This window comes from Halomonas sp. SL18_1 (assembly GCF_055755715.1).
In genome coordinates this window covers 1,812,485-1,825,915 of record NZ_JBVTRK010000001.1, presented here as the reverse complement: position 1 = coordinate 1,825,915, position 13,431 = coordinate 1,812,485, and the positions used below count along the sequence as shown (strand labels likewise).

The following is a 13,431-nucleotide window of genomic DNA, read 5'->3' as shown; positions in this document are numbered from 1 at the left end:
CGTCAGGCATAATCCAACCGCATGGACTACGACTACCTCGCCAGTCTACGTAAAAACCACCCTGCTTGGCGGCTGCTGCTGGCCGATCACGCCCCGCTGATCATTGCCTTCGTGCATCGCAGTTTTATCGAGCCCAATGTGCGCAGCCTGCCGGAGCAGGAGCTGGCGGCAACGCTGGAAGACTATCTGTTCCACCTCCGCCTGAGGCTGGGCGAAGGGCACTTCCCCAAGCCCGCGCGGGAGTATCTGAATACCTGGGCTAGCGATGAGCGCGGCTGGCTGCGGCGTTATTTTCCCGCCGACTCGGACGAGCCGCACTACGATCTGGTACCTGCCGTCGAGCAAGCCGTGCAGTGGCTGGCCGGGCTTGAGCAGCGCACCTTCGTGGGGGCGGAGTCGCGGCTGAAGCTGGTCTTCGACCTGCTGCGGGACATCTCCCAGTACAGCGAAACGGATCCCGAGGCACGGATTGCCGAACTCAGCCGCCGCCGCGCCGCCATTGACGCAGAGATCGAGGAGATTCGTGCAGGCCATATGGCGTTTATGGACCCCTCGCGGCTGCGCGAGCGCTTTCTTCAGGCCACCGAGACGGCTCGGGCGCTATTGGCCGACTTCCGCCAGGTGGAGCAGAATTTTCGCGACCTGGACCGTCAGGTGCGCGAGCGCATCGCCACCTGGGAGGGCGGCAAGGCTGCGATACTGGAGGAGGTACTGGGCCAGCGTGATGCCATCACAGACTCCGATCAGGGCCGCAGTTTTCGTGCCTTCTGGGACTTCCTGATGTCCGCCGACCGCCAGCAAGAGCTCACTGAACTGCTGGAGTCGATCCTGTCGCTGGAGCCGGTCGCTGAGCTGAATCCCGACCCGAGGCTGCGCCGTATCCACTACGACTGGCTGACCGCCGGGGAGGCGACCCAGCGCACCGTGGCTGAGACTCTCCGAGCAGCTGCGACGCTATCTGGACGATCAGGCCTGGCTGGAGAACCGGCGTATCATGGATCTGCTGCGCGGGCTGGAACAGCACGCCCTGGCGGTGCGTGAGACCATGCCCGGCGCCCCCTTCATGGCCGTGGAGGCGCCGGCCCCCGATGTCCAGTTGGCCATGGACCGGCCGCTGTTCAGCCCTCCCATCAAGCCGCATATCGAGCAGGCACCGCTTGAGCGGGGAACCGCAGACATCGCTGCCGACCCGCTGTTCGAGCAGGTCTACGTGGACAAGGAGCGGCTGCGGGCCCGGCTACGCCAGGCGCTGCAGACCCAGCGCCAGATCAGCCTGGAGGCGCTGCTGCAGCGGCATCCACTGGAGCAGGGACTGGCGGAGCTGGTGACCTGGCTGAGCCTGGCCACCGGGGAGGGACTGGGCCTCGTCGATGAAACGCAGGAGCAGGTCGTGTATTGGACCGATGACCAGGGCCAGCAGCGCCGCGCCGCCCTGCCTGCGGTGATCTTCGTCAGTGGCCACCAGGGAGCCCACCCATGAACGAGACCGGCACCCCAGCCAACGAGCGCGAACCGGCGCTGTCTCCGGTGTTGATCCTGCTGTTCAAAGGCGTCCTCTACCGCGATGACCAGGCCGGAGCGTGGCAGGATCTGTTGCGACTCCAGGCGCAAGTACGCGACCATGCCGGTGTATTCGGGCTGGAGCTGATCCTGGACGAAGCCGAGGGCTACGCCTATTTGCGCCAGCGCCCGGCCGAGGAGGGTGAGGAGGAGCTGCCGCGCCTAGTACCACGACGCCAGCTCAGCTACCCGGTCAGCCTGCTGCTGGCACTGCTGCGCAAGAAGCTGGCCGAGCATGACGCCACCGGCGGCGATCCGCGACTGATTCTCTCCCGTGAGCAGATCGCCGATATGATGCGTCTGTTCCTGCCCGAAACGGCTGATGAAGTGCGCCTGATGAGCCGCATGGACAGCCATATCAAACGGGTAGTGGAACTGGGCTTTCTGCGCCGGCTGCGCGGCCAGGAGGAGCGCTTCGAGGTGCGCCGCATTCTCGCCGCCTTCGTCGACGCCCAGTGGCTCGCCGAGTTCGACCAACGCCTGGCAGACTACCGCCAGCACCTGGATGACAACGATGACGGATAACCTGCAGAACGCGCTGTTCGACTTCGCCGGCGGCGACTCGCACAGCGGGTTTCGCCTCCAGCGCCTGGAGGTCTATAACTGGGGTACCTTTCATCAGCGGGTCTGGCACCTGGCGCCTAATGGCGAGACCAGCCTGCTCACCGGCGACATCGGCTCCGGCAAGTCGACGCTGGTAGACGCCATCACCACCCTGCTGGTACCCGCCCAGCGTATCACCTACAACAAGGCCGCTGGCGCCGAACAGCGCGAGCGTAGCCTGCGCTCTTACGTGCTGGGCTACTACAAGACAGAGCGCGGCGATGGCGCCCTGGCCGCCAAGCCCGTTGCCCTGCGCGACTTCAATAGCTATTCGGTGATTCTCGCCCAGTTCTATCATGCCGGATACGACCAGCACGTCACCCTGGCCCAGCTGTTCTGGCTGCGCGATAGCCAAGGGCAACCCGCTCGCAGCTACGTGGTCGCCGACCGGCCGCTGACCATCACTGAGGACTTCGCCAACTTCGGCAGCGACCTCAACGCCCTGCGCAAGCGCCTACGCCAGTTGCCCCACACAGAGCTGTTCGACCACTTCCCGCCCTATGGGGCGGCCTTCCGCCGACGCTTTGGTCTCGACAGCGAGCAGGCCCTGGAGCTGTTCAACCAGACGGTCTCGATGAAATCAGTCGGCAATCTCACCGAGTTCGTACGCGGGCACATGCTGGAAGCCTTCGCGGTAGAGGAGCGCATCGACGCGTTGATCCGCCACTTCGAGGATCTTGACCGCGCCCATCAGGCGGTGCTCAAGGCGAAGGCGCAGATCGACGACCTGCAGCCGATGGTCGACAACCTGGACCGCTACGCCGAGGCCAGCGACCAGGCCCGGGAGCTCACCGCCTGCCGCGAGGCGCTACAACCCTGGTTCGCCGGGATCAAGGCACAGTTGCTTGAGCAGCGGCGGGAGAAGCTGGAGCGGGAGCTGGAACGGCTGGCCTCGCGTATTGAGGCGCTGGCCAGCGAGCAACAGCACCACCAGGCCAAGCGCGACGAGCTGAAGCAGGCCATTGCCGACAACGGCGGCGACCGCCTGGAGCAACTCAAGCGACAGATCAAGGATCAGGGCGAGCGGGCCGATGAGCGCCGCCGGCGGGCCGAGGAGTACCAGGAGCTGACCCGACGCCTAGCGCTGGATCCGCTGGGCGACGAGGCGGTGTTTGTGGAGAACCGCCAGCGGGTGGAACACGCCCTCGAGACCCTGGAGGACCGCAAGGCCGAGGCCCAGAACGCGGTAACCGAGGCGGCGGTCGCCTTCCGCGATGGCCGCGAGGGTGTCGAGGAGGTCGAGCGCGAGCTGAACTCCCTACGCCAGCGTCGCTCCAACATCCCTGCCGCCATGCTGGCACTGCGTGAGCGGCTGTGCGAGAGCGCCGGGCTGCCAGTGGAGTCGCTGCCCTTTGCCGGTGAGTTGATCCAGGTGCGTGATGAAGAGCGCGACTGGGAGGGCGCCATCGAGCGCGTGCTGCACAATTTCGGTCTGTCGCTGCTGGTGCCGGATGCACACTATCAGGAGGTCGCCGAGTGGGTGGACCGCACACACCTGCGTGGACGCCTGGTCTACTACCGGGTGCGCGAGCCGAAAGGCGCCGGCCTGCCGCAGCTGCACCCGGACTCCCTGGTGCGCAAGCTCGCCGTACGGCCAGACTCCGACTTCTACGCCTGGCTGGAACAGGAGCTCGCCCGCCGCTTCGACTACGCCTGCTGCCGCGACCTGGCGCAGTTGCGCCGCGAGCAACGCGCCATCACCCGTAGCGGCCAGATCAAGGCCAAAGGCGAGCGCCACGAGAAGGACGACCGCCACGCCATCAATGACCGCGCTCGCTACGTGCTGGGCTGGAGCAACGAGGCCAAGATCGCCGCCCTGGAACAGCAGCAGTATCAGCTGCAGCAACGGCTACAGCATCTGGCCGACACCCTGAGCCAGGCCCAGGAGACCCAGAAGCAACTGGAAACCCGCGGCACCCTGCTCCACCGGATCGATGTCTACCGCCACTTTCAGGAGCTTGACTGGCACACCCCGACGCTGCTCATCCAGCGACTCGAGGAGGAGCGCCAGTCGCTCGAGGCGACCTCGGATACGTTGCGCCTGCTCCAGCAGCAGCTCGGCGACTTGGAAGCAGAGCTCAAGGAGCAGGACGCGCGCCTGACCGGGCTGCGCGACGAACGCGCCACTGCACGGCTCAAGTACGATCAGGCCGGTGACGCCCAGGCCGAGGCCGAAGCCCTGGTGGAGCGTACCGCTGCCACGGTGCGCGAAAGCGACTTTCCCCGCCTCGACGCGCTACGCCCCGAGGCCCTGCCCGAGCGGCGGCTGACCGTGGAGTCCTGCGACAATGCCGAGCGCGAGATGCGCACTTGGCTTCAGGGGCGCATCGACGCCGAGGAGAAACGCCTCAAGCGCCTTGGCGAGCGCATCATCGACGCCATGCGCAGCTACCAGAACGAGTGGCCACTGGAGACCCGCGAGGTGGATGTCAGCATCGCCTCCGGCGACGAATACCGCAGTATGCTCGAGCAGCTGATCAGCGACGACCTGCCGCGCTTCGAAGCGGACTTCCGCAAGCTGCTCAAGGAGAACACCATCCGCGAGGTGGCCGGCTTCCAGGCCAAGCTCAACCAGGAGCGCGAGCTGATCCGCGAGCGCATCGACACCATCAACCGCTCGCTGCACGCCATCGACTACAACCCCAACCGCTATATCCGTCTGCAGGCCGAACCGACCCGGACCCAGAGGTACGCGAGTTCCGCGAGTCGCTGCGCGCCTGCACCGAAGGGGCGCTGACCGGTTCGGAAAGCGAGGAGTACTCCGAAGCCAAATTCCTGCAGGTCAAAGCCATCATCGAGCGCCTGCGTGGACGCGAGGGCCAGACCGAGCTCGACAAGCGCTGGACACGCAAGGTCACCGATGTGCGCAACTGGTTCGTCTTCTCCGCCTCAGAACGCTGGCGAGAGGACGACGCCGAGCACGAGCACTACACCGATGCTGGCGGCAAATCCGGTGGTCAGAAGGAAAAGCTCGCCTACACGGTGCTGGCCGCCAGCCTGGCCTACCAGTTCGGCCTCGAAACGGGCGGGCAAAGTTCACGTTCATTCCGCTTCGTGGTCATCGATGAAGCCTTCGGCCGCGGCTCCGACGAATCCGCCCGCTACGGTCTCGAGCTATTCCAGCGGCTCAATCTGCAGCTGCTGATCATCACCCCGCTGCAGAAAATCCATATCATCGAGCCCTTTGTGGCCAACGTGGGCTATGTGCACAACGACGGTGGCCAGCACTCCATGGTGCGCAACCTCAGCATCGAGGAGTATCGCGCCGAGCGCGCCGCCCGCAGCATGATAAGCGCGTCATGAGCTGGAGCACCCCTGCATCCATCCGCGCGCAGGTGGAAAAGGCCTGGGACAGCGGCCGCCTTCTCGGCGCCCGGGTGTCCGGCGAATCACCGTTCCCCTGGAGATCCGCCTGCGCCGCCCCGGCGCCCGGGACATCACCGAGCGCTTCGGCGCGGTGATGGACTGGGTTAGCGGGCTGCGGGAGCAGAGCCGCGAGAAACGCGGCTATGGCTACGACCTGCGCTGGCAGCAGGTCAACAACCGGGTCCACGGCAGCAACGCCATGCCGGTGGCAGCAGTGATCCCCGATGAGGCCCAGGCGCTGCGCCTGATTGGCCGCCAACAGGATACCCAGCGTTTCCAGGCCCTGGCCGACACCCTGCTCCATCAACACCCCGAGCTGCGGGATTGGGTAGCGCGCCGCCCCCTCAGCGTGCTACGCCACGCCGACGACTGGCCCCGGCTACTGGCCGTGTTGGCGTGGTTCCTGGCCAATCCACGGCCGGGGCTCTACCTGCGCCAATTGGATATCCCCGGCGTCGACACCAAGTTCATCGAAACTCGCCGGAGCCTGCTTGCCGAGCTGCTGGATGTGGTGCTACCGGCGACCGCCATCCAGCGCGATGCCAGCGGCGTCAAGGGCTTCGCGCGTCGCTATGGCCTGCGCACGGAAGCGCCACAGATCCGCTTTCGCCTACTCGACCAGGCGCTGGCCATCCACGGTATGCGCGATATCGCGGTTCCGCCGGAGGAGTTCGCCGGGCTGAACCTGCCGGTGCGGCGCGTGTTCATCACCGAGAACCGCACCAATGGCCTGGCCTTCCCCGACGCCGCCGGTAGCCTGGTGATCTTCGGGCTGGGCTATGGCCTGGAGCGGCTGAGAGATCCCCTGGCTGCACGATACCGCCATCTGGTACTGGGGCGACATCGATACCCACGGCTTCGGCATCCTCAACCGCCTGCGTGCAGGCCTGCCCCATGCCCGCTCCCTGTTGATGGACCGCCCCACCCTGATCGACCACCAGCCCCTATGGGGCCAGGAGCCCCAGGACAAGCGCTACACCGGCCACCCCACCCGGCTTACCGCCACGGAGCAGGCACTGTTCGAGGAACTGCGCACAGACCGCTTGGGGGAGCGGGTGCGGCTGGAACAGGAGCGTATCGCCTTCAGCGTCGTCGAACGTGCAGTCGCGGCCCTATCCGCAGCACGACGCATAACCTAACGCTGCATCGACTATCGCTAACAGGCTAGCAGGGTGCGGGTAATTGAATCAGTCCAGAATTGAACAGTGTCGCGCGACACGCTACAATATGATCGGCATCCGTGCCGATCATATTGACCGCCTGCCGTGATCGCCTGACCGTACTTGACGCCGCCACCTGCCTTGACGATATAGCCGCCAACAACTGGGGCCTGCACCCTTTGACTGGAAATCTGAAGGGCCAATATGCCATCAAGGTGTCGGGTAACTGGCGACTATTCTTCGAATTCCGGGACGGCAATGTTTACCTGCTGAACTATGACGATTACCACTGATGGGAGAAGCAAACATGGCGATGCATAACCCTTCACACCCGGGCCGGATCATCCGGCAGCGCCTGATTGAAGACGAAGACGGCCACAAGATAGGCAGCGTGGCCATGGTCGCCGAGCAACTTGGCTGTCACCGTAACACCCTGAACCGGGTGATCAACGGTAGCGCCTCCGTCACCCCTGAAATGGCATTGGCACTGGAACAGTTGAGCACTGGACGCGCCGAGTTCTGGCTCTCCATGCAGGCCAATTATGACCTTTTCCAGCTTCGCCATAACCGGGGCGCAGCTTAGATAGTCGACGCTCTCAATGCTTAATCGCCCCCTCAGCCTTACACCTGCGCAACCGACCGGGTTGGTAGAGACCGCGAGAGCGCTATCTCGAGCCGCTTACTCTTCGGTCCCAGCAAGACCGCCACCGCTAGCATGCACAGCGCCAGCACGCTGAACATCCCCGAATAGCCCAGTTGGTCGAGCGCTATCCCGGCCAGCACCGGCACCGCCAGGCGCGAGAGGGTGAACAGGCTCGCCTGCAGACCGTAGTCGAGCGCACGATACCCTGGCCGTGCGAAGTGCATCATCAGCCCGAACACCAGCCCCGAGAGCGCTCCCATGGCACAGGCCAGCAGCCCCGCGCCCACCAGCCATAACGTCTGCCCAGCCGCCATATGGCTCACCAGCCCCAGGAGCGCCAAGGCCAGCGCCCCCAGGCCCGCGCACAGCGGTAACGCTAGGCCAATGCCGATTCCCCGCGCCAGGCGTTGTCCCGCCAGGCTAGCCAGTGCTCCCGCCGTTCCACCGCCTACCCCCACCCACCAGGCGACCTGCTCCGCTGGCATGCCAAGGTCGAGCATCAGCGGCTTGAGGTAGACCCAGCCGGCCCCGACAAAGGGAAAGAGCAGCAGCAACAGCGCTACCCAGATGCCAGCAGCGGGTTGGCGAAAGAAGCCCATCGCCCCATCACGGCCACGCGCCGAGACAGCCAGCGTTTCCGGCCGGCTGGGTGTCTCGGCGGGCGCCGTCATGCCCCACAGCATAAGGCCCCCCGCTGCCAGCAGCAGCGCCATCAACACAAAGGGAGCGGCCCCGCCCGCTCGCTGGTGCAGCACCAGCAGCAGGCCACCACCCACCACCGCGGCCAAAAACAGCGCCGCCGAGCGAATGCTGCCGGCGCGCAGCCGTTCCCCGGCGGGCAGGCAGCGAATCGCCAAGGCGTTGACAGGCACATCGGCCCAGGTCGCCAGCAGGCTGATCAGCAACACCCAGGCCACAAAGCGCAGCGGCTGTGTCAGCGGCAGATTGTACGCCAGCCCCAGTAGCGTCAGACACAGCAGTACCCCGAGCAGGCCGGCCCAAGCCCGATAACCGCCGCCCGCCGGCCGGCATCGCTCCACGGGAAACGCCATGAGCAACTTGAGCACCGCCGGTAGGCCCGCTAATTGCAGCAGGCCGATCTGAGTGCCACTCCAGCCCTGCTCTCGCAGCACCAGCGGCATCCCCAGCAACAGGTAGATGCTGGGCAGCGCCAACACGAAGTGGAACCAGCCGAACGCCAGCTGCTTAGCCGTCATCTTGCCCATCATGCTCTCCTCCGCCGCGCCACCAAGGCAGAGGCAGGTGCCATGGGCAGGTTGATCGGCTGCTCCTCGCACACCTCGAAGCCATGAGCCAGCAGGGCATCGCGCAGCTCGCCGGCATGGGTTACCCGGCGCCCCTGCCACAGCAACGGCAGGTAGTAGGAGAGCATGCGGCGTGCCACCACGGGCTCGTCGGGAATCTCAGCGTGCACGCAGATCAGCTCACCACCGGGCCGCAGCGCGGCATGCAGCTTGGCCAGGCAGGCCGCGAGATCCGGCACGAAGTGCAGCACCGAGGAGCACCAAATCAGGTCGTACCCGCTGCCGAGGGTATCCGTCGCCAGATCGCCGCCGCGCGCCTCAAGTCGTGATGCCAAGCCCGCCTCGGCGATATGCCGGGCGGCCACCTCGGCGGCCTCGGGCAGCTCGAAGACGACGCCGCGCATGTGCGGAAACGCCTTGGCCAGGGCCACGGCCACCCGCCCGGGGCCACCGCCGAGATCCAGCAGTCGCCAGGGTGTTTCATGCGCCATCCGGCGTGAGACCAGCTCACAGGCGGCAGGCGCCGTTACCGCGACCTGCTCCCGCGCCAGATGGCCACGCGCTGCCGCGGCCCAGCGCACACCGCTGGCGAGCGGTGCCGGCCGGCGCTGTTCATCCAAGCCAGCCCCCAGGTTGTCAGCGAAGTCCCGTAGCGAGGTGAGTCGAAAGCGCCACGCCTCGCCACACGCCATATCGGAAGACACCACCAGATAGCGCCGCGCCACCTCACTGCTGGTGTAGTGCCACTCGCCGGCGGCATCCCGCTGGCGGTCGAGCAGCCCCATGCTCCACAGCAGGGTCAACCAGTGCTCGACGCTCGCTGGCCGCCAGCCCCTGGCGCTGGCCAGGGCCGCCACTGAGTGAGGCTGCTGTAGCGTATCGAAGAGCGCCTCCGCCAGCGCCAGCTGCAGTGCTTCGGCCTGCACCGCGGCCAGGGCCAGATCCCAGTAGGGTTGCAGCGCATGGCCAGGCGCATCGTCAAGCGGGCTCATAGCGACACCCCCAGACGCAGGCCGATCTCCCGGGGTGGGCTGTACTCCCGCACGCTGCCGTTGAGCAGGCCGACGGCATCGAAGCGGCGATCGGTGGCGTTATTCACGTAGAGCCCCAACTGCCAGGGCCCGTGGCGATAACCAGCGGACAGGTCCAGCTCGGCGTGTCCGGCGCGATGCAAGTGGTTGGCCGCATCCAGGTAGGTCTTGCCCATGCCGCTGAGGTTGGCCTGGGCATACCAGTCCTGGGGCGAGTCGTAGCGCAGCCCCAGCCTGCCGCTGATGTCTGGCGCGAAGGGGTTGCGATTGCCAGCATGGTCGCCAGTGACATCCACGAACTGACGAAAGCGGGTGCGATTGAGCACCAGCCCCGCCTGCAGCGTCCAAGGGCCGCCCAACCAGTAATCGAGATCCAGCTCGACACCCCGCGAGCGTGCCGCGGCAGCGTTGCTGATCAACACGCTGCCAGGCTGGAGGACCTGCTGCACCTGCATATCGTCGATACTCATCCAGTAAGTGGCGAGCCCATAGCGCAGCCGTTGCGACAATGCCGTCCCCTTGATGCCCAGCTCATAGGCGGTGACTTGCTGCGGGTCGTAGCCGGGGTAGCCACTCTGGGCCGAGAAGGCGTTGAAGCCCCCGGAGCGGAACCCTTCGGCATAACGGGCGTAGAGCCAGTCGTCATCTCCCAGGCGGTACTGCAGGGCCAGCTGCGAGGTAACGTCGCGCCAGCGCTCGCTGCGCCGCTCGGCTCCCTGGGGCGTCAAGGCCACGCGGCTCTGCTCCATGCGCAGCCCTGGCGTCAGGCGCCAGCGCTCCCTCAGCGGCAGCGTCCACTGCCCGAACAGCGCCAGGTTTTCCCCTCCAGCAGCGCCCGATTGCGCTGGGTGCCCATCGGGTTGCGTTGCTCGAACTGCAACCGATGGTCGTCACGGTCACCATAGAGCCCCAGCACCCAGCTGCTTTGCCACTCATCGCCCTGGCGCTCCAGCCGCAGCTCCTGGGAGAGGGTGGTCAGACGCTGGTCGCGCCCCATGGCAAAACGCTGGGCCGGCGTTAGATCGGTGTCCTGGGTGATGCGGTCGCGGATCTCGCGCCGCGCCGTGATCGAGCGCAGCGTCAAGCCCGGTGCCAGGGCATGGCGCACATCCAGGGACGCATCCTCACCCGACGAACGGTTGCTGCCCGGGTCTGGGGAGGTCACTTGGCGTGCCCCGCGTTCGGCCCGCCCCCAGGGGGCCGCAGCGTCACGATAGGCCAGCCGGCCATAGCGCAGGGTCACGTCGCTGCCCGGTGCCGGCAGCCAGCGCAGGCTCAGCCGCCCGCCCTGGCGCTGGTGATCGTCCGCCGCACCATCACGGGCCAGGTTCGCCACATAGCCATCCTGCTGGCGCCATTCACCGCTGACGCCCAGATAGAGCCGCTCGGGCACCAGCGGCTGGGCGACATCGAGGCGCAAGGCCGCCAGATCGCGACTGCCAAGCACGCCCTCCAGCTCGGCATAGGGGCCCTCATCCGGTTCACGGGTATGCAGGCTGATCACCCCGGCCTCGGCATTGCGGCCATAGAGCGTCGACTGGGGGCCGCGCAGCACCTCGATCCGCTCCACCCCCAGGAGGTTATGATCGAAGCCTTGTCCACTCACCACCGGCACGCCGTCGACCAGCATCAACACCGATGAGGAAAAAGCCGTGGCCCCCGAGGTCAGCCCACGCATCACCGGCAGCGCGGTGCCCGACTGGCCGAAGGGTTGAAAGCTCAGCCCGGGTTCATGGCGCGCCAGATCCTCCACCCTACTGGCCCCACTATCCGCCAGCGCCTCACCCCAGACCACCGCCAGGCTCGACGGTACCTCCTCCTCGGCCTGGGCGACCTTATTGGCCGTCACCGTGACCGCCGGCAACGCCGCCTCCTGGGCGACCACGGCGCCTGCCCAGCCTGCCACCAGCAGTATCGCCGCGCCGCTGCTCCAGCCAGTTCGTCGCATCGCTTGCCTCCTTCGATTCGGACCTCTGGCGCCCCTGGCATGGGGGCGCTCGAAGGAGTAGGCTAGCGACAAATACGATCAATTATCATATTCATTCATATGCAAAGCGACCCGCTTCCTATGCGCGACGATGCATCACGCCCCAGCCGCGGCTCACTGCATCAAGACACCCGGCTCCATCGACTCGACGACGGTCTTGCGGTAGCGCTCACGCGCTGCCGCCCGTCCCGGGCACTGATCGAGACAAGCCACGCCCCCATGCAGACGCTGGGGTGATTATGACCTTCGGCCTAGAGGGTCGCTCCGAATACCGGGAGCGCTGCGGCCCGCGGGTCGACTTCTACCGCGACCACACCACGGTCACCGCCTTCCACCACAGCCAAGGCGAGCGCCATATGCCGGGCGGTGACGCCGTACTCCAGCTTCGCCTGGTCGCCACCGCCGGTTGGCTGACCCGCTATCTGGGCGAACGCTGCCAGGCTGTGCTACCCGCCTCCCGCGGCATTCGGTCGCTGGCCTTCCAACCCACGCCGGCGAGCAGTCGTGCGCACCTTGAGGCGCTGCGCGCCCTTCTGCAGATGGGCGGATCACATATCCAGCGGCACATCCACGCCCTTAGCCTGCTGGGGGAGCAGCTCGAAACCTTGCTACCGGCGCCGCCTGCGCGACGTATCACCACGGCGGATGCCGAACGCATCAATCGTGCGCGGGAGATTATCCTGGATGAGCTGGATCGCCCCTTGACCCTGGCCTACCTGGCGGTGCGGGTGGGGCTGGGAGAGCAGAAGCTCAAGGCGGGCTTTCGCCAGCTGTTCGCGATTACTCCGGGGCGCTTTCTCCACGAACAGCGCATGCGCCACGCCCATGCCCTACTGGAAAGCGGCCAGCAGGTAGCCCAGGCCGCCTATGCCACCGGCTATTGCCACCCCGGCAACTTCAGCACAGCCTTCGCGCGTTTCTTCGGCTATCCGCCCAAGGCAGTCAAACACGGTAGATAAAGACAACGATTCTCGTTTACCCTATGGGAATCGACTACCCGCGCAAGGAAACCATCATGTTCGAGGTCAAGGGCGCTACCTTCGAGGTCAACGGCACCTGTCTGCTCCATCCCGTGGAGCACCGTTTCGAGGAGGGAAAGATCTACGGCTTGATCGGCCATAACGGCTCGGGGAAATCGACCCTAATCAAGCTGCTCGCCCAACAGCAGCCCGTCAGCCAAGGCGAGGTGCTGCTGGATGGCCGCCCCGTGCGTGACTGGGGCCAGCGCGAGTTCGCCCGCCGGGTGGCCTATCTGCCCCAGCACCTGCCTAGCGCCGAGAATCTCATCGGCCGCGAGCTGATCAGCTTCGGGCGCTACCCCTGGCATGGGCTACTGGGCCGCCACACCCAAGAGGACAAGGCCGCTGTCGAGCGCGCCATCGAACTCAGCCATACCGAGGACTTCGCCGACCGGCTGGTGGACACCCTATCCGGCGGCGAGCGCCAGCGGGTGTGGCTGGCCATGCTGCTGGCCCAGGAGAGTCGCTTCCTGCTCCTCGACGAACCGCTGGCCGCACTGGATATCTCCCATCAGATGGAAGTGCTGGCACTGATCCGCAAGCTGTGCGACGAACTCAAGCTATGCGTGATCATCGTGCTCCACGACATCAACATGGCCTCGCGCTACTGCGACGAACTCCTCGCCCTGCACAGCGGCCGGGTGCTGGCCCACGGCTCCCCCACGGAAATGATGACCAACGACACTCTGGAAGCGATCTACGGTCTACCGATGCAGGTGATGCCTCACCCCAATGGCGAGCATCGCATCGCCGTGGCGTGCTAGGTGCAGGCCACTCCATCATCCTTCCGCGTGAAG

General features: G+C 66.1%; 14 protein-coding genes. 10 read left to right on the top strand and 4 right to left on the bottom strand.

The genetic code is table 11. The annotated features are described in order from the left end of the window. The first annotated feature begins 21 nt into the window (after nt 1-21). The 8 genes from ACSJDS_RS09235 to ACSJDS_RS09200 all read left to right on the top strand — a co-directional run bounded on the left by ACSJDS_RS09235 (nt 22) and on the right by ACSJDS_RS09200 (nt 7,272). Entirely contained in the window at nt 22-1,041 is a 1,020-nt protein-coding gene (locus tag ACSJDS_RS09235) for a DUF3375 domain-containing protein (protein WP_473033009.1), read from the top strand. Beyond that, nucleotides 995-1,480 carry a DUF3375 family protein gene (locus ACSJDS_RS09230; RefSeq protein ID WP_473033008.1) on the top strand — a complete coding sequence of 162 codons (486 nt, stop codon included), beginning with the start codon at nt 995-997 and terminating at the stop codon, nt 1,478-1,480. The genes ACSJDS_RS09235 and ACSJDS_RS09230 overlap by 47 nt, the downstream gene beginning before the upstream one ends. Continuing rightward, nucleotides 1,477-2,085 carry a DUF4194 domain-containing protein gene (locus ACSJDS_RS09225; protein ID WP_473033007.1) on the top strand — a complete coding sequence of 203 codons (609 nt, stop codon included), beginning with the start codon at nt 1,477-1,479 and terminating at the stop codon, nt 2,083-2,085. Before ACSJDS_RS09230 ends, ACSJDS_RS09225 begins: the two co-directional genes overlap by 4 nt. Then, nucleotides 2,075-4,900 (top strand): ATP-binding protein, encoded by a 2,826-nt coding sequence (locus tag ACSJDS_RS09220; RefSeq protein WP_473033006.1) that lies wholly within the window; start codon nt 2,075-2,077, stop codon nt 4,898-4,900. The genes ACSJDS_RS09225 and ACSJDS_RS09220 overlap by 11 nt, the downstream gene beginning before the upstream one ends. Before the next feature lie 125 nt (nt 4,901-5,025). Beyond that, nucleotides 5,026-5,466 carry an SbcC/MukB-like Walker B domain-containing protein gene (locus ACSJDS_RS09215; protein ID WP_473033005.1) on the top strand — a complete coding sequence of 147 codons (441 nt, stop codon included), beginning with the start codon at nt 5,026-5,028 and terminating at the stop codon, nt 5,464-5,466. A 1-nt stretch (nt 5,467) separates the two neighbouring features. Further along, nucleotides 5,468-6,697, top strand: a complete 1,230-nt coding sequence (locus ACSJDS_RS09210) for a DUF3322 domain-containing protein (RefSeq protein WP_473035009.1) — start codon at nt 5,468-5,470, stop codon at nt 6,695-6,697. 72 nt (nt 6,698-6,769) lie between these two features. Next, complete coding sequence (locus ACSJDS_RS09205) at nt 6,770-6,982, top strand: type II toxin-antitoxin system RelE/ParE family toxin (RefSeq protein WP_473033004.1); 213 nt, start codon at nt 6,770-6,772, stop codon at nt 6,980-6,982. A 14-nt stretch (nt 6,983-6,996) separates the two neighbouring features. Beyond that, the gene (locus tag ACSJDS_RS09200) at nt 6,997-7,272 is read left to right on the top strand and encodes a HigA family addiction module antitoxin (protein WP_473033003.1); all 276 of its coding nucleotides are present in this window, start codon (nt 6,997-6,999) and stop codon (nt 7,270-7,272) included. 38 nt (nt 7,273-7,310) lie between these two features. On the opposite strand, the gene ACSJDS_RS09195 is transcribed toward ACSJDS_RS09200, so the two are convergent. The 4 genes from ACSJDS_RS09195 to ACSJDS_RS09180 are packed head-to-tail and all read right to left on the bottom strand — an operon-like array spanning nt 7,311 to nt 11,576. Beyond that, the gene (locus ACSJDS_RS09195; protein WP_473033001.1) at nt 7,311-8,558 is read right to left on the bottom strand and encodes an MFS transporter; all 1,248 of its coding nucleotides are present in this window, start codon (nt 8,556-8,558) and stop codon (nt 7,311-7,313) included. After that, on the bottom strand, nt 8,558-9,589 hold the full coding sequence (locus tag ACSJDS_RS09190) for a methyltransferase (RefSeq protein ID WP_473033000.1): 1,032 nt from the start codon (nt 9,587-9,589) through the stop codon (nt 8,558-8,560). The genes ACSJDS_RS09195 and ACSJDS_RS09190 overlap by 1 nt, the downstream gene beginning before the upstream one ends. After that, the gene (locus ACSJDS_RS09185; RefSeq protein ID WP_473035008.1) at nt 9,586-10,419 is read right to left on the bottom strand and encodes a TonB-dependent receptor; all 834 of its coding nucleotides are present in this window, start codon (nt 10,417-10,419) and stop codon (nt 9,586-9,588) included. Before ACSJDS_RS09185 ends, ACSJDS_RS09190 begins: the two co-directional genes overlap by 4 nt. Further along, on the bottom strand, nt 10,410-11,576 hold the full coding sequence (locus ACSJDS_RS09180) for a TonB-dependent receptor (protein ID WP_473032999.1): 1,167 nt from the start codon (nt 11,574-11,576) through the stop codon (nt 10,410-10,412). Before ACSJDS_RS09180 ends, ACSJDS_RS09185 begins: the two co-directional genes overlap by 10 nt. A gap of 278 nt (nt 11,577-11,854) precedes the next feature. Between ACSJDS_RS09180 and ACSJDS_RS09175 the strand changes: the two genes are divergently transcribed. Together ACSJDS_RS09175 and ACSJDS_RS09170 are read left to right on the top strand one after the other, a co-directional pair. Continuing rightward, nucleotides 11,855-12,574, top strand: coding sequence for a helix-turn-helix domain-containing protein (locus ACSJDS_RS09175; RefSeq protein WP_473035007.1), 720 nt, complete (start codon nt 11,855-11,857; stop codon nt 12,572-12,574). A 56-nt stretch (nt 12,575-12,630) separates the two neighbouring features. Continuing rightward, nucleotides 12,631-13,398 carry an ABC transporter ATP-binding protein gene (locus ACSJDS_RS09170; protein ID WP_473032997.1) on the top strand — a complete coding sequence of 256 codons (768 nt, stop codon included), beginning with the start codon at nt 12,631-12,633 and terminating at the stop codon, nt 13,396-13,398. Nucleotides 13,399-13,431 lie beyond the last annotated feature (33 nt).